The sequence below is a fragment of the Gemella sp. 27098_8_92 genome, assembly GCF_041433685.1.
Classification (GTDB): domain Bacteria; phylum Bacillota; class Bacilli; order Staphylococcales; family Gemellaceae; genus Gemella.
Map to the genome: position 1 here is coordinate 87907 of NZ_JAPWBZ010000004.1, position 26564 is coordinate 114470.

Here is a 26564-nt window from a genome sequence, read left to right on the forward strand (position 1 = left end):
TTCTCCCTAATCTTTAATTCTATACTTTTTAGCTAAATAAAACGGCAAAATCCCTGATAGAATGGCAAATACTATAACTAGAGTCAATCCAATACGATTATCTAAAAATGCACTAACAAAAATCAACCCTCCGCCTATAACTATAAACCTTGAATATATACGGATAAATTTTTGCTCATTCAAACCTTCTTCTAAGCCACAAAGATTAAAATTATATTTACCCCAATATTCTTTTTTGGGTAGATAATTTCCCAGAACCATTAGAATTATTCCTATAGTAAATAATGTTAGTTTTCCTATATCAAAATTATTATCAAGAGCATAATAAATTACTCCCCCTTGTACCACAATACTTAAAATAGGAATCGTAACCTTAATCATAGTCACACCTTTTTTGGCCTCTTCTTTGATATCTAAAATAGCGGATAAAATTACGAATAATACCCCCATTCCAAGAGGTATTCCAATAATACCCCAGGTTTTTGAAACAAAATCATCAGGTTGATTATGGACGTTGAAGTGTGTCGCTATTTTATCAGGTAGTAAATCATAATAATAAAATCCTACCAATATCGGCAATAAACATAATAAAAATCCAAATAGTAACATTTTTCTATCTACTTTTTTCATTTTTTTGTCCTCCTAATTCATATATCCACATTAGCACTTCTTCAAAAACAGAAGCGTTAAGTTCATAGTAAATATAGTTTTTATATTTACTCTCCATAATTAATCCCGCTTTTTTTAACTGAGATAAATGATAAGATACTGTTGCCCCTGTTAAATGAAATTCTGCTGCAATATCTCCTGCACTTTTCTTTTCTTCTTTTAGTAATTCTAATATATTTCTTCTAATAGGATCTGATATAGCTTTTAAAGTCTCACTCATCCCATGTATACCACCTCTTTTATGTCACCTATCTATTTAGATATCCTTCTAAATAGATTGTATATCTATTTTCATGTTAAGTCAAGAACTATTTAGATGTTTTTCTAAATAGTTCTCAAAAGTATTTTATAATACATATCCACAACTGTGTTAACAATAATCTAATTTCTATAATTACATCTTAATTTAATAAAATTATATTTATGTAGTTGTAAGTTATCTTTATTATCCAGCATAATTCACCTTAATATTCAATTAAGAAATATTAAGTTTTCATTAGATTATTTTCATCTAGTATATTTTATATAAGCATTCCTAGAGTACTCTATTTGTTAAATATATTCTCTGTATTATAATTTTAAGTATATTGACACCGTATATTTTTCTGTTAAAATAAAGGGTGTAATGAGACATTTCAACGTGTTACACTTTTTGAGCAAATTGTGTGCTAGCTGAATATTAGATACTTATAATTATCTATTTATTACAATATTCTAATCTAATATTCATCTAGAATATAAAATTAAAAGGAGTTTACATTATGAAATTAGCACTATTCAATTTAAGAGAAGATGAAAGACCATTTGTTGATGCTTGGTTAAAAGAACATCCAGATGTAGAAGTTGATTTGCACGAGGGGGAGTTGCAATTAGAAACAAAACATTTAATCGACGGTAAACAAGGTATCGTCATGTTCCAAAATAGACCATTCGCAAAAGAAGTTTATGACTACGCTAAAAAACAAGGTGTTAAAGTAATAGCAAACAGAATGGCTGGGTTTGATATCTATGACATAAGATATATGCGTGAATTAGGAATAAGCATGACAAATGTTCCACGCTACTCTCCTAATGCAATTGCAGAACACGTAGTTACAACAGTTTTATACATTAGTAGAAATATTAAAAAAATTCTTAACAATGTAGAGAAGCACAATTTTACTTGGAATAAAAATATTATTTCAAGAGAGCTTAGAACACTTACTGTCGGCGTCCTTGGTACAGGGAATATCGGACGCCAATCAGCAACATTATTCAAAGGTTTAGGTTGCCGTGTTATTGGATATGATTTATATCCATCAGATGCTGCTCGCGAAGTACTTGAGTATGTAGATAGCATCGATGAGCTATTAGCCCAATCTGATGTAGTTACTATTCATGTACCTGCCACTAAAGAATATACTCATATGGTAAATGATGAATTCTTCAGCAAAATGAAAGATGGTGCTATCTTTGCTAACGCCGCTCGCGGTATTCTTGTTGATACTAAAGCTGTTATCCGTGCCTTAGATAGTGGAAAACTATTAGGAGCCAGCCTTGATGTATATGAAAATGAAGGAAACTATGTACCTAAGGATTTCTCAAACAAAGAGTTTGATGACAAATTAATGCAAGAATTAATAGTTAGAGATGATATTATTTATACTCCTCATACCGCCTTTTACACAGAAACAGCGGTTAAAAACCTTGTAGAAGGCGCATTAAATGCGGCAACCGAAGTAATATCTACTGGTGATTCACCTAATATTGTAAATAGATAATTAATAAAAACACCAAAAATGGAATGTGCTCAAAGCCATTCCATTTTTTATGATTACCTTTACTTATACATTTTATATAAATACTCTTTTCCCAGCTATTCCACTATTTTATTAAAATATTTCACAAAATATAGATTATTTTTCAGCTATCATTTGACAATATTCAACATTCTGATACAATTATAATGTAGCCAGTTATTGTGGTAATTTTATCATTAAAATATTTTAGTATAATTAATACTATCTTTATTTCTTTTAATTACACTGTTTGTTACACTCTAATATTAATTACTACTGAAATACGGTATTATCGGGATAATCCTCTAATATCATATAATGATAATTATTATATGGGTTAATAGGTAGTTAGGGGAACCTATACTTCTCATGCAATCCTTTGGATTGCTCACATAACTGTAATTTTTAGCAACCTTTTTATAACTATATTATAGTTGCTAAATTTTTAATAAAACTTTTAATTTAATACTAAAACATTCAAGTTTTAGAGTACAAAATAAGAATTTACCCTAATTTTATTTTGTGCCACATAACGAAAAAGTAGCCCTCAAGGCTACTTTTTCTTATTTTAAAAGGCTAAAAACTCAAATGAGCTTCTAGCCTTTTCCTTTTTTATTAGTCTACTACTGAAACTTTTAAGAAGTTAGTAGATCCTACATTACTTCTTGAAGTATTTACCGGAATACCACCAGTGATCACGATAGCATCACCTTTTTTAGCATACCCTGAAGTTTCAGCAATTTCTTTTGCCGTGTCTAACATTTCGTCAGTTGAAGTTACTTGTGCTGATACTTTAGCATCTACACCCCAAACTAGACTTAACCCACGAGCTACTTTTTCACTTGGAGTTACTGCTAAAATAGCAGCATTAGGACGGTATTTAGAAATTAATCTTGCTGTTTGGCCTGACTCAGTATAAGTTACAATAGTGTGTAAATCTAAATTTAATGCAGTGTACCCAACTGATACCCCAATCGCATTTGTAATATCTTTTGATACAATTTTTCTTGAACGGTCTTTAAGAATACGAGAGTAATCTTGCATTTCTTCTGTACGTTTAGCTATAGTTGCCATTGTACGAACTGATTCAATTGGATAAGCTCCTGCTGCTGACTCTCCTGATAACATGATTGCATCAGTTCCATCATAAATTGCATTCGCTACGTCTGATACCTCAGCACGTGTTGGACGTGGATTTTTTTGCATTGAGTCTAACATTTGAGTAGCCGTAATTACAAATTTACCTGCTGCATTACATTTAGCAATAATAGATTTTTGCATAATTGGTACTTCTTCTGCTGGAACTTCTACCCCAAGGTCTCCACGAGCAATCATAATACCATCTGATACTTCGATGATTTCATCAATATTATCGATAGCTTCTTGACATTCGATTTTAGGAACGATTTGAACATGTTCACATCCTTCTTCTTTAAGAATACGGCGAACTTCTAACACATTTTCTTTAGTACGGACGAATGACGCAGCAACAAAGTCAATATCTTGTTTACATCCGAAACGAATATCTTCTTCATCTTTTGGAGTAATACCTGGTAATTTAGTAGAAACACCTGGAACATTAACCCCTTTTTTATTTTTAAGCACTCCACCATTTTGAACAGTAGTATAGATTAATCCCGCTTCAGAATCAACAGAGTTAACTGTTAGTCCAATTAATCCATCATCAAGAAGGATAGTATCTCCAGCTTTTACATCATGTACTAATTCTCCATAAGTAATAGAGAATTTTTCAGGAGTTCCTAATACTTCTGTCATAGATACGATAACATCGTTACCTGTTTCTAACATAATCGCATCATTTTCCATGTTGTGTGTTCTAATTTCTGGCCCTTTAGTATCTAATAAAATCGCTAGATTTGTTCCAGTTTCTTCTCTTACTTCTTTAATCGTTTGAATACGTGCACCATGTTCAGAATAGTCTCCATGTGAGAAGTTAAGGCGACAAACATTCATCCCTAACTCAACCATTTCCGTAAGTTTTTCTTTTGATTCTGACTTAGGTCCAATTGTACAAATTATTTTAGTTTTTTTCTGTATCATAGTTTAATTTACCTCTTAGTTTTATCTTTACCCTATTATTTTAACTTATTTTCATTCTATTTTCAAATTTTTTCTTGAAATATCAACGTTTTCATGCAAAGAAAATGTTTTCGTAAAAACACTTAGATTGAAAGTTGTTTTGATACATCATACATTGATAAATCAACATTATGAACATCACTAAATACGTCTTGGAACTTAGTACTTACAAGTTTATTGTTTTGAATACCTACAGCACGTCCAGACTCACCCGCTAATAAAAGTTGAACTGCATAGTTTCCAAAGCGTGATGCTAGTACTCTGTCTTGTGCTGATGGTGTTCCTCCACGTTGAATATGCCCTAAAATAGTCGCACGAACTTTTTCACCAGTAAGTTCTTGAAGTTTATCGGCTAATTCTTGGCCACCCATTACTCCTTCTGCAAGAACAATAATTGAGTGTTTTTTACCACGGCTTTCTCCTGCTTTAATACGAGAAACTACTTCTTCAAGATCTTCTTTTTTCTCTGGAATAAGAAGGCTCTCACTTCCTCCAGCAATACCAGCATATAACGCTAAGTCTCCTGCATTACGCCCCATTACCTCGATAATAAACGCACGCTCATGACTTGATGCAGTATCACGAACTTTGTCTATTGCATCTACAATTGTATTAAGCGCTGTATCAAATCCTATTGTGTAATCCGTACAACAAATATCATTGTCGATTGTTCCTGGAACACCTACTGTCTTGATGTTCATCTCATTACTTAAAGCCATCGCCCCACGGTATGACCCATCACCACCGATTACCACTAAACCATCGATACCTAATGCTTCTAAGTTTTTAATGGCAACCTTTCTTACTTCTGGATCAGCAAACTCCGGTAGACGCGCTGAATAAAGCATTGTCCCACCACGGTTAATAATGTTACCTACATCTCCAACTTCTAATTTTTTAATATTATTTTCTACTAGACCTTTGTATCCTTGATATACTCCGTAAACTTCTAAACCATTATAGATTGCTGTTCTTACAACCGCACGTACCGCTGCGTTCATTCCCGGTGCATCTCCACCACTTGTCAAAACTGCGATTTTTTTCATTTAGTTTTACCTTCTTTCAATTTAATTATTAATATTTTTAAATTTACTTATCAACAATATCATATTTTATACTTTTTTTCTAGTGAAAAAATTGTATTGTGCGTTTTTTGTTTTCTTTTTTTCTTATTTCTTTGAATATTCTATTTTAATGCGTTTTCCAGGGAATTTATTCAAAAATTTATGAACAAATAATTGTTCATTTTCTATGTAGAATTTACGCGCCTTATCTGTATTATTATTTTGGAATAATACCACTTCTACACCAGAATCTTCTACCTTATGTTCTTGTAATAATTCCAAAACATCTTTACTTTCTATAATGTAAATTATTTTTATATTATTTAAGCAGTAATCATTATAATTTTTTAAGCTCGCTATCTTCTCTAAAATATATTGTTCTCGATTGTTGCGAATTTGCTTTTTCAAAGTCATAACAGAAAATTCTCCAACCTTAATAAAACCACTCGCATATTTATATACACTAGGGAACACCGTAACATCATAGTCATTTTTTCCATCATTAACTGTTAAAAAGGCCATATACTCACCTTTTTTTGTTTTTATCTCTTTTTTCGTAATAACTTCAACATAACTATCACTTACATCTCGCCCAATATATCGAAGAGGTAAATAAGCATATTTTTCTTTTTCTATTTGAACTGGATGCTTCAAGAAATATGTACCAGTTACTTCTTTTTCCATTTGAATTTTTTCAGCAATCGGATAATCTTCTATCTCCTCAACCTTCAAAGTTAAGCCTGATTCTGCTGATAAGGCTACTCTTACATTATTTATATACTTACGGTCATCTTCATAGTAATCTTTAACTTTTTTCATAAGTGTTGCACGATTGTAACCAAAAGTATCCAATGCTCCAGCCTTAACTAATGACTGCGCTGCTTGGTAGTCAACTTTTTTATTCATACGTTTTAGGAAATCATCTATATCTTGATATTTCCCGAAATTAAGTCGATCTTGAACAATCTCATAACTACTGCGATAACCAACATTTTTTATCGCCGTTAATGCAAAAACAATATCCTGCTTATAAACACTAAAATCACTTAAACTAACGTTGACATCTGGCTTAGCCAAGGTAATCCCTAGATTATTCAATTCTTGTTTATACTCATTAATTTTCTTCTCACTACTAATTACGTTATTTAGAAGAGCTGTCATGAAATACTTTGTATAATAAACTTTTAAGTATGCCAAACGATAAGCAAGCATACTATAAACAACTGCGTGACTCTTGTTAAATCCGTAATTAGCAAATGTTACTATCAAGTCAAAAAGTTTCTTAGCGATATTAAGGTCATATCCCGCAGCTACACTTTTCTCAATGAAAATTCGTCCGTAATATTCCAAATCTTCTTTTTTCTTTTTACTCACCGCTCTACGCATATTATCAGCTTCATTCAGTGACATATGAGCGAAGTTTACCGCAATAAGCATAATTTGCTCTTGATAAACAATAACCCCATAAGTATCCCTTAATATTTTTTCCAAATGAGGATGCGGATAAACAACTTTTTCTTCACCATGTTTTCTTCGAACATACGTCTCTATCTGCGCCATAGGCCCCGGACGATAAAGAGCATTCATCGCAACTATATCATTGAATTCTGTCGGGCGAAGCAAACGAAGTTTTTCCTTCATCCCGCTTGATTCAAACTGGAAAATACCTTCCGTTCTTCCTTGCGTAAATAAATTATATACTTTTTGATCAGCATAATTAATCTTCGTTATATCAAAATTAGGATTATCTTTTTTAATCTGGTCAACTATATTTGAAACCATCGTTAAGTAACGAATTCCTAAAAAGTCTATCTTCAAAAGTCCAACACTTTCAACATCATCCATAGTCCACTGTGTTAAATATTTTGTTACATTTGAAGCAGCCAATGGCGTATGTTTAATCAAAGGTTTATCATCACTTATTACTATACCCGCTGCGTGAACCGAAGGATTTTTCGGCAATTCTTCAAGACTTAACGCAATAGAGAACCAACGCTTATTCAAATCACTTTTATTAACAAAATTTCTAAGATTTTCTGATACTTCGTAGCATTCGGTTAATGTTCTTGTAGAACTTACATTACTGCTGATAAATTTCAAATCCTCTTCATTAAACTGGAGTATCCTTGCCGTTTCTCTAGCAGCACTCTTTGATTGAAATGTTGTAAAGGTAATAATTTGTGCAACTTTATCTTCTCCGTATTTTCCTTCCACATATTTTATCACTTCATCACGACGCGTATCCTGGAAGTCAATATCGATATCCGGCATAGAAATACGCTCTTTGTTTAAGAAACGTTCGAAAAGCAAGTTATACTGAAGTGGATCAGCTTCGGTAATATTTAGTAAATAACAAACCAAACTTCCCGCTGCACTACCACGTCCTGCTCCAACTAAAATCCCATTATCCTTTGCATATTTAACAAAATCATAAACGATTAAGAAATAGTCATTAAAGCCCATATCATCGATAATCTTAAGCTCATACTCATAACGCTTTTTATATGCATAATAATCTTTTCCGACAAGCTTTTCCTTAGCTCCTTTTTGAACTAAGTATCGAAGATAGTCCTTAGCAGACATTTTTGCAAAAACATCTTCATGCTCTCCATAAATATATTTAGGAAGATGATAACCTGAAAATTCCAATTCATAATAACATTTATCTATTATTTTTTGCTGATTATCTAGAGATTTTTGAAGTATAAAAGTATATTCTTCATTATCTGACTCTAAAAGTAAAGAAAAATCTTGTACGCTACGTACAAAATGATCTCCAATAGTTGTCGTTAATTCTCTTATATTCAACTTAGTATTATCTCTTATAGCCCGCGCTACAACTACTTGTTGATAGTGGTCTTTATTTAAATAATAACTTGGTTTAGTATAAACGATATTATCATAATATGTATAAATACTATAATTATATTTCTCATTAAACCCAAAGTAAAAATCATATCCGATTAACTGTTCTTGAAGATAACTAAATTCTATACTGTCTCTTAATTCACTAGTAACAATAAGAACAAAATCATCCTTAAAATCTTTCATCTCCGCTAAAAAAACTTCTAACGATAACTCTTCCTCGTTCAAAAAGCGAGTTGATAACTCAAATAATTTATGGAACATTCTTTCATTTTTACATAAAATATTAAAGGTTAAAAAACTAATACCATATCCCAACTTAACTTCTAATCCCGAAATTAAACTTGTTTCAGTCTTTTTAGCTTCTTTATAAGCCTTTATCGCTCCGTACATATTAGGATCGACTATTACTACCGAATCTTGATTGTCGCTCTTTAGCTTCTCAAACAATTCTTTGTACTTTATCGTACTATTGAGTAAATCGTATGCACTATGAACTTGTAAATTATAATAAGCCATAAAAATCCTCCTTTCTTCTAAAAATTATTATGCTCTAGCATCATAAGTTAAACCTTAACTAAATTAGCAGATTACTTATGATTAACCGCATGTCGGCCCATCATCTTCCGATGAACAACCAATGTTATCTCCTAAATTCCTACTTTCATCATTAAAATATCGATATACTCTTTGATGCTCGTCCCCAACGAAGTAAATAGGATTAAACTCTACTCCTTTTAGTTTACCTTCTTCATCAATAACACTTTCTTCCACTACACGGCGCTTGATACTAGCAACAAAGTTAGTATATCCTCCATATTCAACTATATGTTCAACTTTGCACTCAATAGATAAAATACATTCATCTAATATTGGCGCATCAACATATTTTCCAGGATCATACGTTATATCTGCCATTCCTATTTTATTTTGTCCTGGATGGAAACCTGCAATTTCCACCTTATTCAAAATTTCCTGACAAGGTATATTAACCGTAAATTCTTTATATTTTTTTATATTTTTCTCTGCATTACTATTAGTTCCAATTCCAATAGTTATCATATCACCTAATGTATATGATGAGCTTGATGTCGTTACATTATAACGCCATTTAGAATCCTTATAGCCAATTAAAATAACTGGAAAACCATAGTAAAGCTTCTTCGTATCTATTTCTTGTTTCATTAAATCTTTTCCCCTACTCCTATCTTTTTATTTAAATTCTCCTTATCTGTGCTTTTATCTTTTAGCTACAAATACCAAATTGTTCTCAGTCGAAAGCTCAGACTTGTACTCAAAACCATCAAATTTTATAGTTTCTAATTCTCTTATATTAGTAATCTTTCTTTTTATTGCCTCACTCAAAAATTTACCACGTGCCTTTTTAGAGATAGTCGAATGTATTTTTAAATCTCCATTTTTTTCTTCCATAAAAGTAATCTTAATAAATTTATCGCGTATAGTTTTTGAAAAAACTTCCTCAAATTCACTTGACAATAAAGAAATAATAATCTTATCATTTTTTACATTTTTGTCATAATCTTCGCGCCAAAAATTTTTTAAAGAACTCTCTTTAATTTTTACATTTTGTAGAAAATCAAGACGATGTTCATGAATTGCCTCATAGGCATTTATAACCCCGTAAAGAGCAGTTGTGATGTACACATTTTTCTTTGTATACTCTGCATCTTCCTCAGTAAAGTTATCACGACTAATATTTCGATACATTAAACCATTAAAAAGCTCTAATGCTTTATAAGATTTTGTGCTGTAGTTTGCTAAATTTTGCCAACGCACATATTCTTCCTGAGCTTTCTCTTCTTTTATTTTGTATATTTTAGCAAGTTCTTCTGGCTTTTTATCAGCAAATTCGTCAATAATATTTTTTGTTTTCTCACCTAAAAGCTCTTCGGGTACTTCTTGTGCTTTTTTATTTAATTCTTTCGCTGTCGGTATTAAAATTTTCATCTTTATTCCTCTTCAGGCACTTCAACAAAACTATTTTCAATTAGGCTATCAACTTCCATCAAAACAAAATTATATTCTGTTGGTTCAATCTTTGGATCAATAATAAGTGTGTTAAAATATCCTACTACAAAATCGCGATTAGCTACTTCTAATTTAAACATATATTCGCTAATTTCATCAACTAAAAACGCAATTTCTTTTAACACTTTATCCTCATAGGTATTGGCATAATGTACTTTTTCTAATAGTCTTCTTATTTCTATTTCCGGATATTCCTTTATGAAAAGATCACGAATATAACTTGCCAATTCTTCTACTTTGAACTTTCCTATATTCGCACTACTTTTTGTTAAAACTTGTTTATTTTCTAACTTCGCTAATAACTTAGCCAATGATGTGTGTAAAGAATTCATTTTTTCTCCTTGTATTTTCTCGATTCAATCAAACTTTATATCAGCCCTTAAAAGCCTCTATACATTATTATCTATTTTATAAGAAAATAAGAAAAATCGCTAGTTATTTGCTAAAAATCAAAACGGAGCTTCTCTAATTTTTATCTTATAATTTAAAAAATCTATTATTTTTTATAACAACAAGGAAAATTTCCCAAAATTTAAATAATAGTAACAATGCGCAATTAATAACTTTATATTTTTTCTTAAAAATGTCTCTTATCTTTATTTAACAGTTTTAAACTCATATATATATTCGCTTCATCTTATATATTTTTGCTAAATATAGATATTAATAATCCCTCTTTTTTTATATGTTTTCATTTTCTAAATTTCACTTATACTTTTAATTTACACCTACTTATTTTTATGATATATTGTAGCTATATAGGGGATATTCGTAGCACCTTGCTTATATCAGTGCTTATATGTTAGTCAGTTTAAAAACTATTAATATTCTATCGAAATAGAAGTTAAATTTATTAATCTTCTCGGAGGTATAATTATGGAAAAAATTTGGGGAATTTTTGTCACTAATGATCAATTTTGGGGAACTTTAGTCGCTACTTTGGTAGTTGGATTTGTATATTATAAAATACAAGGACCAAGTGGTGGTATATTAAAAGGTGGAGCTAAATTCGCTTCATTTATATTACTTTTGACCGCTATACTTTGTCTATTTTATCCACAACTTATTAAAATAGTATTAATACTTTTAACAGCAGAGATTATTATTTTTATAAAAAGAACTTATAAAGATAAAAACAAACAGCAATCCTAGATACTATTAATAAAATTTTATTGAAATAAGCAAAATTGCCTTCAGATATTTTTATTATCTGGAGGTAATTACTTTTAATGTAGCAAACTATATTTTTTAATTATTAGAGATTTTTTCTATAAAAATGATATAATTAGAATGAAAAAGGTTTTCGAGGTGTGATATGAAAAAATATATAATGGCAATAGATCAAGGTACAACAAGCTCAAGGGCGATAATATTTAATAAACAAGCAGAAATAGTTGCAAGTAGTCAAAAGGAATTCCCGCAGATTTTCCCACAATCAGGTTGGGTAGAACATGATGCAAATGCTATTTGGAACTCAGTTCAATCCGTTATCGCTGAAGTATTTATTGAAAGCGGGATTAAACCAACACAAATCGATAGTATTGGTATTACAAACCAACGTGAAACAACTGTTGTTTGGGATAAACAAACTGGCGAACCTATCTACAATGCAATAGTTTGGCAATCACGTCAAAGTGCTCCTATTGCTGAAAAATTAGTTAAAGATGGTTATAAAGATTTAATACATAAAAAAACTGGACTTGTTGTTGATGCGTACTTCTCTGCAACAAAAGTCCGTTGGATTTTAGACCATGTAGGAGGAGCTCAGGAACGCGCAAAAAAAGGGGAATTATTATTTGGAACAATAGATACCTGGTTAGTTTGGAAGCTTACAGGTGGAAAAACTCATGTTACAGACTATACAAACGCAGCACGTACTATGTTATTCAATATCCAAGACTTGACTTGGGATAAAGAGATTTTAGACCTACTAAATATTCCAGAAATTATGCTACCTGAGGTAAAATCTAATTCTGAAATTTACGGGATTACTACCGACTATCATTTTTATGGGGGAGAAGTTAAAATTAGCGGGCTAGCAGGTGACCAACAAGCGGCATTATTCGGTCAACTTGCCTTTGATAAAGGTATGATTAAAAATACATACGGTACTGGTTCATTTATTATTATGAATATCGGTGAAAGTATGCAACTTTCAAAAAATAATCTACTGACAACTATCGGATATGGTATTAACGGAAAAATCTACTATGCATTAGAAGGCTCTATTTTTATCGCAGGAAGTGCTATTCAATGGTTACGAGATGGTTTGCGCCTTATAAAAAAATCGTCAGAAACTGAGGAACTAGCTTACAATTCTTCTAATAATAACGATGTTTATCTTGTCCCTGCATTTACAGGTTTAGGTGCTCCGTATTGGAATCCAGAAGCTCGCGGGACAATTTTCGGATTAACTCGTGCTACAACAAAAGAAGATTTAGTAAAAGCAACATTACAATCCATTGCTTATCAAGTACGCGATATTATTGACACAATGAAAATAGATGCCAATGTTGAAATTCCACTACTAAAAGTAGATGGTGGAGCTGCACATAACAACTACCTTCTACAATTCCAATCTGACATATTAGGAGTGAAAATTGCACGCGCAGAGAATCTAGAAACAACAGCTCTTGGAGCTGCATTCTTTGCTGGACTAGCAACTAGATATTGGAAAAACCTTGAAGAAATTAAAAATCTTAACTCTGCTGGAAAGCTATTTGTTCCAGCCATGAAAGAGAATGAACGTGAAAAATTATACAAAGGTTGGAAGCGCGCTGTTCGTGCAACTGAATTTTTTGCAAAAGATGAATAATATTAAAAAGACTTGCAAAATTTTTGCAAGTCTTTTTCAAACTTCTATTGTTATCTTACCAAGAAATGTGACTCAAAAAATACTTTATTTCAATGTTTTTGGCAGATTCTCTACTATTTCTGCGTAACAAAGATAATTTATAAAAAACATCACTCCGGCAAGCGTCAAAGCACAACCAAGTCCAGAGTAAAAATATGCAACAAAATTATCTGAGAAAATTTCCATTATTCTGAAACCTATTCCCATACTCATCATACAAGTCATAATAATATACGCCTTTAAATCGAAAAAGTGCCAAAATGGTCTGTAATCTTCATACGAAACTATCCTTTTAGTATGATTCATACTCATTTTGAAAAACATTTTCGCAAACAAAGCAAAAACTATTATAGAGAATATATAGAAATACCACTGAGATTTTATCATAAAATATGATAAAAACCCTAATCTTGCTACATTAAATCCCGCTATAAACCATACTATTCCTGCTATTAATAAAAGAGTTCTCTTTTTTACACTAAACATGGTTTCATCTCCATTCTTATCTATCCTGTAAACATTTTTCGGCATTATTACACATCTTAACAAAAATATTTTTCCAAATAGCCATTTCTTCTTCTGTAAGTCCTTGAAATATATTTTGGATAAATTCTTTTTGTACATTAAGCCCTGCTTGAATTATTTCTTGCGCTGGTTCTAACAATACTATTTCTATTCTTTTCTTATTATCTGCACTCTGTTTTTTCATAACAAAGCTATTATCTTCCAGCAATTTTAATGTAGTTGATACATGTGATTTTGTAGACTTGCGTTCCCTCACTATATCAGCAGCCGTATTGTACTGGGGATTATTATGCAAAAACATCAATACAGCATACTCCATCTGCGTTAGATTGAATTTATCGCAAACAGATTTAGTAAGCAACGCATAATAACAAGTAATTGTTTTATGTTGATCCCAAAAATTCATTTTTCTTCTCTCTTTTTTAATCGTTCTATTTAGAACTATTATAAGATAAAATCTCTTTTTTGTCAAAGAAAAAAGACTCACAAATTATGAATCTTTAATATATCTACTCGCTATTTTATCAGCAAATTCTTAGTCTAAAATTTTTCTATAAATATTAAAATCACTATCTTTAAAAACATTAAATATTACCTTGATTTCACATTCTGGATTATTCTTAAAAAATGTTCTTACAGCTAATACTGCTATTTCTGCTGCAAGCTCATTAGGAAAACGAAATTCTCCAGTACTTATACAACAAAATGCAATAGATTTTATACCGTTTTTTACTGCAAGTTCCAGACAATTTCTATAACATGATGCGAGCAATTCTTTATCACGTTCTTCTACCTTATCATAAATTATCGGGCCTACCGTATGCACTACGTACTTAGCCGGCAAATTATAACCGCTTGTTAGTTTTGCTTGTCCTGTTTTTTCATATTGCCCTTGATTTTGCATAATATCAAAACACTCTTTTCTTAGTTGCAACCCTGCCTTAGAGTGAATCTTGTTATCTATACAACGATGATGTGGAATAAAACATCCAAGTAAAGCTTTATTCCCTGCATTAACTATTGCATCAACTTTGAGCGTTGTTATATCACCTTGCCAAAGATAAATATTTTTCTCTACTTCTATTAATTGTTCTAGGCTTGTTAACTCCGTTTGAGCTAACTTTTCCTGTAAATATTCATCTTGACGTCTGTAAAATTCATCAGGTAATTCCTCAACTTCCCAAATGTTCATTAGCGTTCTAAGTAAATCCTCTTTTTCCTTTTTATCTTGAGGAACTCCTATATTAGAATTTAATGTTTTTATTAGATAATCTAATTTTTCCATTCGAGCCACCTTCTTCCTTAATACTTTAGTTAAATACCTACGTTAATTGCTTCTTCCATTCCGAAAAGATTTCATTCATTGGATTCATTATAGTTAAAACCCCTTCTACTTCAAAATTTTCTTTATTAACACGGATTAATGAAGCATTTGGTAGGATTTTATTTAATCTTTCAAATGGAAATCTTATTATTATCGGCGTGTTAAAGCCTACTCCAAGCTCTAGTAAAACAATTTTTTTATCTTGATTCTTGTTTAAAAAATCGTAGAACGCATTACTTTGTTTATGCCATTCTTTAGTTTCTACAAATGTACCATCTATACGAAGATGCATAGCCATTTCTTCCCCGCAAACTGGACATTTTGGAATCAATCTTGTTGGTATTTTTAAATCTTTTTGTTCTTTTAGCATTTCTAATATTTGTTCTTTATTATTATAAACTTTATTATGACATGGCACAGAACACTGAAATTCTCCGAAATTACCCTGAACTTCAAAAATTTTGCTTTTATCAAAACCACTCATCTCAACTTTACTATCAACATTTGTTGTTAAAACAAAATAATCTTTATCTTTCACGATATTATATAAATCTCTATGCAATTCTATCCCTTCATCTGTATACCTATTTACTAAAATTTGTTTACTCCAAAATGCCCATTTTTCTTCAGATGTTTTAAAAGGATAGAAACCTGCAGAATACAAATCTGTCATTTTATATCTATCTATAAATTCTTTAAAGTTCTTTTCAAAACGCTCACCACTATACGTTAATCCTGCTGCAGCCGATAACCCTGCACCAGCTCCTATTACTATTGCGTCTGCTTCTTCAATTAATTTTTTCGCTTGTAAAATTTTATCCATTTTTTTCCAACTCTCTATCTCTTTAATTTCAATTATATATTAACACCATGATTTCCAGTTAACAAGTAGGCACTTTAACATCTGTAAGTTACTTTAAAGTTACCATTAATTAATAAATTCTAAATAAACTATTTAATCACCCTAATTTTAACGCCCTTTTTATATTGCTAAATATTTTTTATTATAGTAGAATAGTTTAAACATATAAAAGTAAGGAGATGAAAAAATGACAGAAAACTTACTATTCACCCCTATCACATTGCCAAATGGAACTACTATAAAAAATAGATTTTTTAAATCGGCTATGAGTGAAGGAATGGGCACAAGAGATTTTCAACCTAAAAAGAATATTGCTACATTATACAAACGTTGGGCTGAAGGAGGAACTGGATTAATTATTACAGGGAATATCATGGTAGACCCTAAAGGAACTGCAGAACCAGGAAATATAGTTTTTGATAAAAATTCTAATATGGAAATTCTTAAAGATTGGGCAAAACAAGGTCAGCAACACGGTGCTAAGGTTATGGTGCAATTAAATCACCCTGGTAAACAAGTCCCAAAAACTATAGCTAAAGAGACAGTTGCACCTAGCACTATACCTTTAGGAAATGGCCTTAATAAATTATTTAGTACTCCACGCGCACTAACGACTAGTGAAGTTGAAGAACTTGTTCAAAAATTTGTAACTTCTGCGAAAGTTGCAAAAGAAGCAGGTTTCCCTGGGGTTCAAATTCACGCAGCACACGGTTATTTAATTAGTCAATTTTTATCTCCACACGATAATAGAAGAACTGATAAATATGGTGGCTCTCTAGAAAATAGAATGAGATTTTTAAAAGAAATTTACCTTGGGATGAGAGAAGAATTAGGAAAAGATTTTACTATCGGAATAAAAATTAACTCTACCGACTTTAAGGAAGATGGACTTACAGAAGAAGATTCTTTAAAAACTATAATTGAATTAGCTAACTTAGGTCTAGACTTTGTTGAAATTTCAGGAGGAACATATGAAAGACCTGCGATGATGGGCGCTACAAGTAAATCTACTAATCAAGTATTTTTCGCAGAATACAGCAAAAAACTAAAACAAAAAATTGAAATCCCTGTTGTCGTTACTGGCGGTATCCGCTCTATTAATGCGATGAACACATTATTAAATGATAATACTACTGATTTTATAGGTATCGCTCGTCCACTGACAATTGATCCAAATATACCTAATAAAATAAAACAAGGAACTTACACTATTGTAGAAACTACACGTGTATCAACAGGAGTTAAGAAGTTAGATAAAATATTTGGCTCTCTCCTTGGTATTGTATATTATCAAGTTCTTATGCAAAATATCGCAAAAGGAAAGGAACCAAAAGCCACAAAAAATGCTTGGCCATCATTGATACAAGCGGTATATAATCAAGGGTTAGCTGTGTTATTTCCACAACGAGCTAAGTAGAAGAATATATTTATCAAGAAAAAATTTTTAAATATATCAACCTATTTTATTTTGACCTTAATTGTATATATAATATAAAATCAATATATATGATTATTTTAGGAGAATAATATGCCGAATAAAAAACTACCTTCAAATCTTCCTGCTTATCCTGTTGAAGTCACATTACTTTTACTGAGTAACAAGTGGACGATACTAATTTTAAGAGATTTATTTACCAGTACTAAACGTTTTGGAGAATTAAAAAAATCACTTAATGGAGTCAGCCAAAAAGTATTAACTTCCAACCTTCGCTCGTTAGAGGAGAAAGGAATTATAGAAAGAGAAGTTTTCCCAGAAGTGCCACCTCGCGTCGAATACAGACTTACAGATTTAGGGAAAACTCTAGATCCTATTAGTAAGAGTATGCATGACTGGGGAGAATTTTACAAATCTATATTTTAAAAAGAAGTATCTTTACTCATAATGAGTTAAGATACTTCTTTTTAATTATTTATACTTTGGAATCCATTTAAAATCTCGAACCGCTTTCGCCATATCTTTTTCTTGAGCTCGAGCCAATCCTTGTTCTTGTGCTTTTTTAGCGACCGCTTCTGCTACTTTAATAGAAACATCTGCAACATATTTGAACGGAGGTAACACTGGAGCTCCAGGTTTAGTAATATCTGTAATTCCACTTAATGAGTGTGCCGCTGCACCAATCATTTCATCTGTTAAAAGGCTAGCTTCTGATGCTAACACTCCAAGCCCTAACCCTGGATATATAAGGGCATTGTTAGCTTGACCAATAATGTACTCCACACCTTTATATATAACATTATCAGAAGGAATACCTGTTGCTACAAACGCTTTACCATCAGACCAAACAATCAAATCTTCTGCTGATGCTTCTGCTAATTTAGTAGGATTTGATAACGGAAATATACATGGACGCTCAGTATTTTGACACATAGCTTCGACTACCTCCTTAGTAAAAGTATTCGGCTGTGTCGAAGTTCCTACTAGAATAGTTGGTTTAACAGTTTTAACAACTTCTAATAAATCTGTTAATTTATCAGCATTTGGAAAATTAGCACGGTTTTTAGCAAACGGTTTTTGTTCAGGAGTTAAATCATCCATATCATCGAAGAGAAGCCCTTGTTTATCTACCATAAAGAAACGTTTATATGCTTCTTCTTCAGATAACCCTTGACTTACCATCTCACGTAGTACACGTGATGCAATTCCTGCACCTGCAGTTCCCCCACCATAACAAAGATACACTTGGTCAATTAATTTTTCACCTGTAATATCCATAGCTCCAAAAATACCTCCTAGAGTTACGATACCTGTCCCTTGAATATCATCATTAAATGTTGGGATGTTTTTTCGATATTTTTCCAGTATATTCGCCGCATTCATTCGCCCGAAGTCTTCCCAATGTAAATAAAGTTTAGGGAATAAACGTTCAGCAGTTTGGACGAATTGGTCAATAAACTCATAATATCGCTCTCCTCGTACACGTTCATGACGATTACCTAGATAATTCGGATTATTACGTAATTCCTCACGATTTGTTCCTGCATCAATAACTAACGGAAGAACCATAGAAGGATCGATTCCTGCCGCTCCTGTGTAGACCATAAGTTTACCTACAGAAATATCTACTCCATTAACACCCCAATCTCCAATCCCCAATATACCTTCTGCATCAGTAACTACTATTAGACGTATATCACGGTTATCTGCTGCATTTTTAAGGGTTTCTTCTATATTTTCAGGATGATTAATATCTAGATATCCTGCATATTGTGGCTCAACAAAAAGATCGCTATAACCCTCGATAGTATCTGCAATTGTTGGGTCATACACAATTGGATTGAACTCTTCTAAGTGTTGAGAGAATAAATAATAGAAAAGCGTGCGATTTGTATTAAAAATCTCCATCAAAAATAGACGTTTTTCTAAATCGTTTACTTTTGTTTGCATTTGCGCATAGGTTTGTGCCGCTTGTTCTTCAATAGTTTGAATATAAGGGGGCAATAACCCAATAAGGTCTAGTTCCTTTCGCTCCTCCTGTGTAAAGGCAGTTCCTTTATTAAGGAACGGATCATTTAAAATGCTATGTTTTTTCATTGGAAAATCCTCCATTATCTTTAAATTATTATATTACACCCTTATGTAAATTGATACTATAATCATACTCCGATTCATTAAAAATTAATTAAAAGAATTACAAATCTCCTAAACTAAAATATATAAAATAGATAATAATTCTTACTCCTCTTTTATTTATATATATAAGAAGCATCTTTACTCATAATCTACATTAGTTTAAACATTAATTTTAAATTTAATAATAAATTTTTTATTGAATAATACTAACCAATCCCCGCTCAAGAGTAACTTTACCTCTTAAACGGGGAATTTTTTGTATATTTCTCCTATAACTAACCTATTTATACTAGCTCTATACTAATCTTTTTCTTCTTGTCATATAATGAATTGTTGCGATAACTATCGCAACTAAAGCAACATAGGTTATCTGTCCTATAGTTAGGGGATTAAAATGATTTTTCAAAATAAATATATTGGCAAATATCCCCACCACTGCTGCAAATGTTAAGGCTACTAATAGGACTGCTTTATATTTATTGAATGGTAAACTAACCTTAGTTACCATAAGCAATCCATTTATAAGGGCAAGTAAGAAACAAATAAATTTTACCTGTGCTGGATTATGGATTACAAAATTCGTCAACAGAACGCTTAATACCAGCACTCCTCCTCCTATTACAGCATTTGTTAATATATCGCGCATAAAGTGATCGCTGACTTTATCTTTATTCGATTCAAACGTTAGGAAAAACGATGGAATTCCTATTGTTATTGCTGAAATTATCGTAAATTGAATCGGAATAAACGCAAACTCTAATGCAAAAATTACACTTAATATTGAGAAAGTAATCGAGAAAAATGTTTTTGTTAAAAATAGTGAGGCTACTTTTTGAATATTGTTGATAACACGACGACCTTCCATAAGAATATCGTAGAACACATCGAAATCATCTGTTAAAAAGACAATATTCGAAACACTTTTAGCCGCACTAGTCGCTCCGTTCATCGCAAAACTAATATCAGCTTTTTTAAGCGCTAGTACGTCATTGACACCATCTCCACTCATAGCTACTGTTTTCTTATGTTTTTGAAGCACTTCTACCATATGTTGTTTTTGCTCTGGTGTTACACGTCCAAAAATATCATTTTCCAAAACTACTCTTTCAAAATCTTCTTCTGATACTTTTGTCATATCAATAGCTCGTGCATCTTCTTTAAACCCAGCCTTTTTGGCAACTCCAAGAACTGCGATATGATTATCTCCACTAATAATCTTGACCGCTACGCCTTGTGACTCAAAATACTTAAACGTTTCTTTTGTATTTGCTTTTATCTCATCACTTAGGACAACATGACCAATAAGCTCCATATTGGTTGGTTTATCTATGTTGTCTTTTGTATAAGCTAATGATAAAATCCTAAATCCTTGTTGTTTTAGATTTTCATAGTACTCTGTCATCGGAGTGTCAAAACCTAAAAACTCATACGCTCCAAAAAAGTATGTTCCACCTTCTTCAAGTCTGATATATGAGTATTTATTTTTACTAGAAAATGCTCCTAGTTCTGCCACTTGCCATTTTTTCTCACAGTTTAAATATTTTTTAAGTGCTCTTGATGTTGCATTTTCATCTTCAAAATACGCTAAGTAGCTCGAAAGTTTTTCTCCTACTTCGTCATCTATTTCCACTACATTCATATTCCCAGTTGTGATTGTTCCTGTTTTATCAAAACAAAGAACGTCTACTCGTGCAAGTGTTTCTACACAATATAACTCTTGAACAAGAACTTTACGACGTGCTAGTTTCATCGCTGCAACAGCCAAAGAAACACTAACAAGAAGAATTAATCCTTCCGGAATCATCCCAACAAGAGCTCCTGCACTATGCAAAACGATGTCCACATAGCTACGACCTAGACTTGCTCCTCGAACATATAATAAAATAGCAACTGGTATTAATAAAACAGAAATAACCTTTAATATTCCATCCATATAATCACGCAATTTTGATGGATATTTTTTGAATGCTTTTGTTCTTTTTGCCAGTTTATTAATATAACTATCATCACCAACAGCAAGAACTTTCACAAGGCAACTACCACTTACTACGTTACTACCACTCATAAGTTTATCGCCTTCTGCCTTGAAAATATTATCACTTTCTCCAGTTAATAAAGATTCATCAACCTCTATACTACCATGTAAGACCTCAGCATCAACAGGCACTTGATCTCCGAGATTAAGGTGTAAATACTCACCCTCTACTATTTCTTCAGAATCTACTTCGACCGTTTCATCATCTCGATTAACACGATACTTACTACGTCCTAACAGACTAAGTTCTGCAAGGGCATTTTTCGCACGAACTTCTTGATAAATCCCAATAGCCGTGTTTACTGCGATAACTCCTAGAAATAACATATTCTCAAATCTTAAAGTCGTGGCGATAAAAAGCCCTAAAACCAAGTTCATGGCATTAAAAAAAGTAAAAATATTAGAAGTAATAATCTCTCTGGTAGTTTTATAAGATTTTATTACACTAATATTCTTTTTTGAAGTTTTTACTTCTTCACTTGTTAAATACTTCATTTGTCCTCCGATATTCAACTTTCTTCCTTTTAATCTCTATAAATCATTTCAAAATTTCTAATCCATTCTCTAAACGATAACACTATAAAATCTATTATATCATTTTTCCATATACTATTCTAACTCAATAAACTTAAGCAGAGTTAATGTTAGAAATATTTTTGAACTATTGGCTTAAACATAAAAATTCCCGCAGATTTCTCTACGGGAATTTTCTTTTATTGTTCTTCAGAAGGTTTGTCTTCTTGCTTTATTTCTTCAGACGGTATTTCTTCTGATTCTATTTCTTTTGCTTCTACGTCTATAACTTCTACTTCTTCTGTAGTTTCAGCTTTTTCTTCTGCTACTTTAGCTTCTTTTGCAGCTTCTTCTTGTGCTAGACGTGCTTGTTCTTCGTAGTATTTTTTATTAACTACTTTATCTAGTTGTTCTGCTTCTTTCTCATCTAAGTCTTTTGGCATTTTTCCAAATTGGTAAAGAGCAACAATTTCTTTTCTATCAATTGTTTCAACTTCGATAAGCGTTTGTGCAATTAGTTCTAATTGTTCTCTATGAGTTTCGATAATATGAAGAACTTTAGTGTAGCATTCGTTAATAATTTTACGAACTTCAATATCGATTTCTTTTAACATTTCTTCCGAGTAGTTACCAATACTTGAAAGTTGACGTCCACCATATGGATCATGGAATGGAGCTTGCATTGGTCCTACAACTTCACTCATACCATATTCAGTAACCATCGCACGAGCAATTGCTGTTACACGTTCGAAGTCGTTATGAGCTCCTGTTGATACCTCATTAAAGAAGATTTGTTCCGCTGCACGTCCACCAAGTAATCCACAAATCTTGTCGATAAGGTCTGTACGTGTTTGGAAGTATTTCTCTTCTTCTGGAATCATAAGGTTGTATCCACCAGCATCTCCACGTGGAATAATTGTAACTTTTTGGACTTTATCGGCACTATCAAGAACCATACCTACTATAGCGTGTCCTGCTTCGTGATAAGCAACTAAACGTTTTTCTTTTGGTGTGTAGATACGACTACGTTTAGCTGGTCCACCAATTACTCTGTCCATAGCTTCATCTAAGTCAGCTTTTTCTATACTATTTTTATTTTCACGAGCAGCAAGAAGTGCAGCTTCATTCAAGATATTAGCAAGGTCAGCCCCAGAGAATCCTGGTGTTTTTTCTGCTAATGAACGAAGTTCAACATCTTTTGCTAGTGGTTTGTTTTTAGCGTGAACTTTAAGGATAGCTTCACGACCACGCACATCTGGTGTAGACACTTTAATTTGTCTATCGAAACGTCCTGGACGACGAAGTGCATTATCTAGAACATCAGCACGGTTAGTCGCTGCGATTACGATAATACCTTTTTCCCCATCGAATCCATCCATTTCTACAAGAAGTTGGTTAAGAGTTTGTTCACGTTCATCGTTTCCTCCTCCAACTCCGCTTCCACGTTTACGTCCTACTGCATCAATCTCATCGATGAAAATGATACATGGTGCATTTTTCTCCGCTTCTTTGAATAGATCACGAACACGGCTTGCCCCAACCCCTACGAACATCTCAACGAAGTCCGAACCTGAAATTGAGAAAAATGGCACTTTTGCTTCACCAGCAACAGCACGAGCTAATAATGTTTTACCTGTTCCTGGAGGTCCCTCTAATAAAACACCTTTAGGAATTTTCGCACCCATTTTCGTAAACTTACGGTGGTCTTTTAGGAACTCAACCATTTCTGCAAGTTCTTGTTTTTCTTCGTCAGCACCAGCTACATCTTTGAATGTAACTTTAGTTTCTCCACCTTCAAGTTTTTTCGCTTTAGATTTTTGGAAGTTCATTACTTTACCTCCACCGCCACCTTGCATTTGTGACATAAAGAAGAAAAGTAATCCCATCATCAGAATAAACGGAATAATATTTCCTAAGAATGATAGAATAGCGCCAGTTTTTTCCGCTGGTTTATATTCTACTACGCTTAGTTTCCCATCTTTAGCTTTTTCATTTATTTGTTTTTGAACCTCATTATCAGAAGCTGGAACTAATGCTTCAAAGTTCTTGTTGCCATCTGACAAAGTTCCTTTTACATTATAGTTTTCATCTTTTCTTTGTAGACTAATCTCTTTTACTTTATCATCTTTAATGTTTTGAACAAGTTTAGCGTAGTCTAATTTTTCTGTAGTCCCTGGTAAATCTTGCTGCCAATAGGCAAATAATCCAATTGCAATAACGATTAAGGCAAGCATCCCAAGGAAAGGGTTTTGTCTTTTTTTATTGTTCATATAGACAATGTCCTCCTATTTTCCTAAAAGTATCTTAATTTTAACATATTTTTATCTAAGTTTAATATATTTTAACTCAAGAAATATTCTAACATAACTCACTTAAAATCAAACTAAAATTTTTGACTTTTTTTGACTTTTAATTTTAATATTCCTAGTTACTTCTTACTTAAGCTAATTCTTCACTTTTATGAGTAAATTTCTTTTTTTAATACACCTATGTATGGTAGGTTTCTATATTTTTCATCATAATCTAACCCAAATCCAACTAAGAAGGCGTTTGGTGCAACTATACCAACATAATCTGCCTCAACATCAACAATACGAGCTTCAGGTTTATCTACTAGAGATGCACATGTAACCGATGCTACTTTTCGTTCATTCAAATTATTAATAAGCGCTTTAAGAGTTCTTCCAGTATCAACAATATCTTCAATGATGATTACATCTCGTCCTTCAATATCCATACCAATATCTTTCTTAATTTTTACAGTTCCAGTTGAACTAGTTCCACCATGATAACTAGAAACATCAATAAAATCAGTCACTATATGAATATCTATATATTTCATAAGTTCTGCCATAAAAGGTAAAGCTCCCTTTAATGTACAAATAAGAACAGGCTCTTGATCTCTATTTCTATAATCCTCTTCTATTTGTTTAGCAACTCTTTTACTAGCTGCAACAATCTCCTTATGATTAAATAAAACTTCTTCTATGTCTTTTAATAAATTTTCCACTGTTCTATCCTTTCGTTTTTATATAATAATCATATTTTTTGTCTTTATTAATCTTAGTATCTAAACCTATTATTCCAAGCACTTTTTCACCACTACGGACAACTGGGATCTGACTACGAATTTCTTTCGGAATTTTTTCATCAATAAAGAATCTTGAAAGTTTTTTTGTAATATTACCGCGTCGAAGCCTGTCTCCTTGGCGTTTTGTTGTAATAAGCAGCGGTAAGTCTTCTTTATTAAAACCTATCTCTGCTTCTTCATTATTAGTTGTTATTAGAAATTCACTCTGACAAAATTTATAAATTTTATCTTTACAAATATCATCTATAATTAATTCCATCTTATCATTATAACATTTTTTTTCAATTTTATGAACATATATGACACTATATTCGCTAACTATTTTTAAATTATTTTTCAAATCGTAACTTTTATTACCCAAATTATTGCGCAACTGTTCAACTACTTTAAAAAGTGCGCGTTGCGTTACATCAAAAACACCTAAATCTGCCATCAAAATATCTTTTAGTAAAAAATATATTTCTTCAGCGCTTAGGCTTAAAACGTCCGTCCTTGGTAATACTACTTTTTTTTGATTCTTTTCCAAAATATAATTATCTTTATTGGCTAGTAACCTAGTTTTTAACACATCGTTAATATTTTTATAATACTTGGCAAAATTAATTAAATTATCAAAACTCGCCGTACTAATATCATTCAATAACGGAATAATATTATGGCGAATATTATTACGCGTATAATCTGTGTCAAAATTACTTTCATCCGTATAATACTTCAAGTTATTTTTCTGAGCATACTGTTCCAAAGTTTCCTTTAGAACATTTAATAGCGGACGATAAATAGTTAAGTTCCCATGTCTGCCTTTATTATCTATTGCCAAATTATAATCCATACTGCGACCTGTTAATAGGCGCATCAAAATATTTTCAACCTGATCATTTTTATGATGCGCGGTTAAAATCTTAGTAATATTTTCTTTAGCCGCCATTTCATTAAAAGCTTTATAGCGTAGTTCTCGTGCAAGCATTTCCTCAGAAATATGTTTATCTCGCGCTAGAGAATTCATCTCCAACTCTTTTTTATAAAATCTTATATCATAGTTACTTACAAATTTTTCTACAAACTCCGCTTCTTCATAAGACTCTTTGCGAAGCCCATGATTTATATGAAAAACGACTAATTCTTTGTAAGTATGACGGTATTTTGTTACTAGAAGATGAAAAAGAACAATCGAATCTACTCCACCAGAAAGAGCTAAGGCAAGTCTATCTTCTTTAGTCCATAGAACATCAAAATTCTCAATTAGTTCTACATTACTATTCAT

At 32.0% G+C, this 26564-nt stretch carries 22 protein-coding genes; 5 read left to right on the top strand and 17 right to left on the bottom strand.

Features of this window, described 5'->3' with window-relative positions; all coding sequences use genetic code 11:
• Positions 1-6 precede the first annotated feature (6 nt).
• Both O3802_RS03920 and O3802_RS03925 read right to left on the bottom strand, forming a co-directional pair.
• Complete coding sequence (locus O3802_RS03920) at positions 7-630, bottom strand: DUF1648 domain-containing protein (protein WP_371458376.1); 624 nt, start codon at positions 628-630, stop codon at positions 7-9.
• Complete coding sequence (locus O3802_RS03925) at positions 614-889, bottom strand: autorepressor SdpR family transcription factor (protein WP_371458377.1); 276 nt, start codon at positions 887-889, stop codon at positions 614-616. Before O3802_RS03925 ends, O3802_RS03920 begins: the two co-directional genes overlap by 17 nt.
• A gap of 541 nt (positions 890-1430) precedes the next feature.
• On the opposite strand from O3802_RS03925, the gene O3802_RS03930 reads away from it, so the two are divergent.
• Entirely contained in the window at positions 1431-2429 is a 999-nt protein-coding gene (locus tag O3802_RS03930; RefSeq protein WP_371458378.1) for a D-2-hydroxyacid dehydrogenase, read from the top strand.
• 633 nt (positions 2430-3062) lie between these two features.
• Here O3802_RS03930 and pyk read toward each other — a convergent pair.
• From pyk to O3802_RS03960, 6 genes are all read right to left on the bottom strand, one after another.
• Positions 3063-4508, bottom strand: coding sequence for a pyruvate kinase (pyk, locus tag O3802_RS03935; protein ID WP_281665488.1), 1446 nt, complete (start codon positions 4506-4508; stop codon positions 3063-3065).
• Positions 4509-4630: 122 nt separating this feature from the next.
• On the bottom strand, positions 4631-5593 hold the full coding sequence (gene pfkA, locus O3802_RS03940) for a 6-phosphofructokinase (protein WP_371458379.1): 963 nt from the start codon (positions 5591-5593) through the stop codon (positions 4631-4633).
• A gap of 123 nt (positions 5594-5716) precedes the next feature.
• A complete protein-coding gene (locus O3802_RS03945; RefSeq protein ID WP_371458380.1) occupies positions 5717-8995 on the bottom strand; it encodes a DNA polymerase III subunit alpha in 3279 nt (1092 codons plus the stop codon).
• 81 nt (positions 8996-9076) lie between these two features.
• On the bottom strand, positions 9077-9661 hold the full coding sequence (locus tag O3802_RS03950; protein WP_371458381.1) for a flavin reductase family protein: 585 nt from the start codon (positions 9659-9661) through the stop codon (positions 9077-9079).
• Positions 9662-9715: 54 nt separating this feature from the next.
• On the bottom strand, positions 9716-10444 hold the full coding sequence (gene yaaA, locus O3802_RS03955; RefSeq protein WP_371458382.1) for a peroxide stress protein YaaA: 729 nt from the start codon (positions 10442-10444) through the stop codon (positions 9716-9718).
• Between the two features lie 2 nt (positions 10445-10446).
• The gene (locus tag O3802_RS03960; RefSeq protein ID WP_371458383.1) at positions 10447-10857 is read right to left on the bottom strand and encodes a hypothetical protein; all 411 of its coding nucleotides are present in this window, start codon (positions 10855-10857) and stop codon (positions 10447-10449) included.
• A 544-nt stretch (positions 10858-11401) separates the two neighbouring features.
• Between O3802_RS03960 and O3802_RS03965 the strand changes: the two genes are divergently transcribed.
• Positions 11402-11677 (top strand): hypothetical protein, encoded by a 276-nt coding sequence (locus O3802_RS03965; RefSeq protein WP_276684737.1) that lies wholly within the window; start codon positions 11402-11404, stop codon positions 11675-11677.
• Positions 11678-11840: 163 nt separating this feature from the next.
• Positions 11841-13340 carry a glycerol kinase GlpK gene (glpK, locus tag O3802_RS03970; protein ID WP_371458384.1) on the top strand — a complete coding sequence of 500 codons (1500 nt, stop codon included), beginning with the start codon at positions 11841-11843 and terminating at the stop codon, positions 13338-13340.
• 84 nt (positions 13341-13424) lie between these two features.
• On the opposite strand, the gene O3802_RS03975 is transcribed toward glpK, so the two are convergent.
• From O3802_RS03975 to O3802_RS03990, 4 genes are all read right to left on the bottom strand, one after another.
• Positions 13425-13910, bottom strand: coding sequence for a hypothetical protein (locus tag O3802_RS03975; RefSeq protein WP_371458385.1), 486 nt, complete (start codon positions 13908-13910; stop codon positions 13425-13427).
• Positions 13882-14310: a MarR family transcriptional regulator gene (locus O3802_RS03980; RefSeq protein ID WP_371458386.1), complete on the bottom strand. Its 429-nt coding sequence runs from the start codon at positions 14308-14310 to the stop codon at positions 13882-13884. Before O3802_RS03980 ends, O3802_RS03975 begins: the two co-directional genes overlap by 29 nt.
• Before the next feature lie 129 nt (positions 14311-14439).
• Positions 14440-15189: a protein-ADP-ribose hydrolase gene (locus tag O3802_RS03985; protein WP_371458387.1), complete on the bottom strand. Its 750-nt coding sequence runs from the start codon at positions 15187-15189 to the stop codon at positions 14440-14442.
• Positions 15190-15226: 37 nt separating this feature from the next.
• Complete coding sequence (locus O3802_RS03990; protein ID WP_371458388.1) at positions 15227-16051, bottom strand: Sir2 family NAD-dependent protein deacetylase; 825 nt, start codon at positions 16049-16051, stop codon at positions 15227-15229.
• A 226-nt stretch (positions 16052-16277) separates the two neighbouring features.
• On the opposite strand from O3802_RS03990, the gene O3802_RS03995 reads away from it, so the two are divergent.
• Together O3802_RS03995 and O3802_RS04000 are read left to right on the top strand one after the other, a co-directional pair.
• Positions 16278-17507 carry an NADH:flavin oxidoreductase/NADH oxidase family protein gene (locus O3802_RS03995; protein ID WP_371458389.1) on the top strand — a complete coding sequence of 410 codons (1230 nt, stop codon included), beginning with the start codon at positions 16278-16280 and terminating at the stop codon, positions 17505-17507.
• A 111-nt stretch (positions 17508-17618) separates the two neighbouring features.
• A complete protein-coding gene (locus O3802_RS04000; RefSeq protein WP_371458390.1) occupies positions 17619-17951 on the top strand; it encodes a winged helix-turn-helix transcriptional regulator in 333 nt (110 codons plus the stop codon).
• Positions 17952-17996: 45 nt separating this feature from the next.
• Here the strand turns inward: O3802_RS04000 and O3802_RS04005 are convergent, their stop codons facing one another.
• The 5 genes from O3802_RS04005 to tilS all read right to left on the bottom strand — a co-directional run bounded on the left by O3802_RS04005 (position 17997) and on the right by tilS (position 26564).
• Positions 17997-19622, bottom strand: a complete 1626-nt coding sequence (locus O3802_RS04005; protein WP_371458391.1) for a malolactic enzyme — start codon at positions 19620-19622, stop codon at positions 17997-17999.
• 334 nt (positions 19623-19956) lie between these two features.
• Positions 19957-22191 (bottom strand): HAD-IC family P-type ATPase, encoded by a 2235-nt coding sequence (locus O3802_RS04010; protein ID WP_371458392.1) that lies wholly within the window; start codon positions 22189-22191, stop codon positions 19957-19959.
• 218 nt (positions 22192-22409) lie between these two features.
• Complete coding sequence (ftsH, locus tag O3802_RS04015) at positions 22410-24479, bottom strand: ATP-dependent zinc metalloprotease FtsH (protein WP_371458393.1); 2070 nt, start codon at positions 24477-24479, stop codon at positions 22410-22412.
• 188 nt (positions 24480-24667) lie between these two features.
• On the bottom strand, positions 24668-25219 hold the full coding sequence (gene hpt, locus O3802_RS04020) for a hypoxanthine phosphoribosyltransferase (protein ID WP_371458394.1): 552 nt from the start codon (positions 25217-25219) through the stop codon (positions 24668-24670).
• A 4-nt stretch (positions 25220-25223) separates the two neighbouring features.
• Positions 25224-26564, bottom strand: coding sequence for a tRNA lysidine(34) synthetase TilS (gene tilS / locus O3802_RS04025; RefSeq protein ID WP_371458395.1), 1341 nt, complete (start codon positions 26562-26564; stop codon positions 25224-25226).

What these genes read in the sequence shown, in the direction of transcription:
- O3802_RS03920 (WP_371458376.1), bottom strand. Translation starts at nt 630, where the DNA reads ATGAAAAAAGTAGATAGAAAAATGTTACTATTTGGATTTTTATTATGT.
- O3802_RS03925 (WP_371458377.1), bottom strand. Translation starts at nt 889, where the DNA reads ATGAGTGAGACTTTAAAAGCTATATCAGATCCTATTAGAAGAAATATA.
- O3802_RS03930 (WP_371458378.1), top strand. Translation starts at nt 1,431, where the DNA reads ATGAAATTAGCACTATTCAATTTAAGAGAAGATGAAAGACCATTTGTT.
- pyk (WP_281665488.1), bottom strand. Translation starts at nt 4,508, where the DNA reads ATGATACAGAAAAAAACTAAAATAATTTGTACAATTGGACCTAAGTCA.
- pfkA (WP_371458379.1), bottom strand. Translation starts at nt 5,593, where the DNA reads ATGAAAAAAATCGCAGTTTTGACAAGTGGTGGAGATGCACCGGGAATG.
- O3802_RS03945 (WP_371458380.1), bottom strand. Translation starts at nt 8,995, where the DNA reads ATGGCTTATTATAATTTACAAGTTCATAGTGCATACGATTTACTCAAT.
- O3802_RS03950 (WP_371458381.1), bottom strand. Translation starts at nt 9,661, where the DNA reads ATGAAACAAGAAATAGATACGAAGAAGCTTTACTATGGTTTTCCAGTT.
- yaaA (WP_371458382.1), bottom strand. Translation starts at nt 10,444, where the DNA reads ATGAAAATTTTAATACCGACAGCGAAAGAATTAAATAAAAAAGCACAA.
- O3802_RS03960 (WP_371458383.1), bottom strand. Translation starts at nt 10,857, where the DNA reads ATGAATTCTTTACACACATCATTGGCTAAGTTATTAGCGAAGTTAGAA.
- O3802_RS03965 (WP_276684737.1), top strand. Translation starts at nt 11,402, where the DNA reads ATGGAAAAAATTTGGGGAATTTTTGTCACTAATGATCAATTTTGGGGA.
- glpK (WP_371458384.1), top strand. Translation starts at nt 11,841, where the DNA reads ATGAAAAAATATATAATGGCAATAGATCAAGGTACAACAAGCTCAAGG.
- O3802_RS03975 (WP_371458385.1), bottom strand. Translation starts at nt 13,910, where the DNA reads ATGCCGAAAAATGTTTACAGGATAGATAAGAATGGAGATGAAACCATG.
- O3802_RS03980 (WP_371458386.1), bottom strand. Translation starts at nt 14,310, where the DNA reads ATGAATTTTTGGGATCAACATAAAACAATTACTTGTTATTATGCGTTG.
- O3802_RS03985 (WP_371458387.1), bottom strand. Translation starts at nt 15,189, where the DNA reads ATGGAAAAATTAGATTATCTAATAAAAACATTAAATTCTAATATAGGA.
- O3802_RS03990 (WP_371458388.1), bottom strand. Translation starts at nt 16,051, where the DNA reads ATGGATAAAATTTTACAAGCGAAAAAATTAATTGAAGAAGCAGACGCA.
- O3802_RS03995 (WP_371458389.1), top strand. Translation starts at nt 16,278, where the DNA reads ATGACAGAAAACTTACTATTCACCCCTATCACATTGCCAAATGGAACT.
- O3802_RS04000 (WP_371458390.1), top strand. Translation starts at nt 17,619, where the DNA reads ATGCCGAATAAAAAACTACCTTCAAATCTTCCTGCTTATCCTGTTGAA.
- O3802_RS04005 (WP_371458391.1), bottom strand. Translation starts at nt 19,622, where the DNA reads ATGAAAAAACATAGCATTTTAAATGATCCGTTCCTTAATAAAGGAACT.
- O3802_RS04010 (WP_371458392.1), bottom strand. Translation starts at nt 22,191, where the DNA reads ATGAAGTATTTAACAAGTGAAGAAGTAAAAACTTCAAAAAAGAATATT.
- ftsH (WP_371458393.1), bottom strand. Translation starts at nt 24,479, where the DNA reads ATGAACAATAAAAAAAGACAAAACCCTTTCCTTGGGATGCTTGCCTTA.
- tilS (WP_371458395.1), bottom strand. Translation starts at nt 26,564, where the DNA reads ATGAATAGTAATGTAGAACTAATTGAGAATTTTGATGTTCTATGGACT.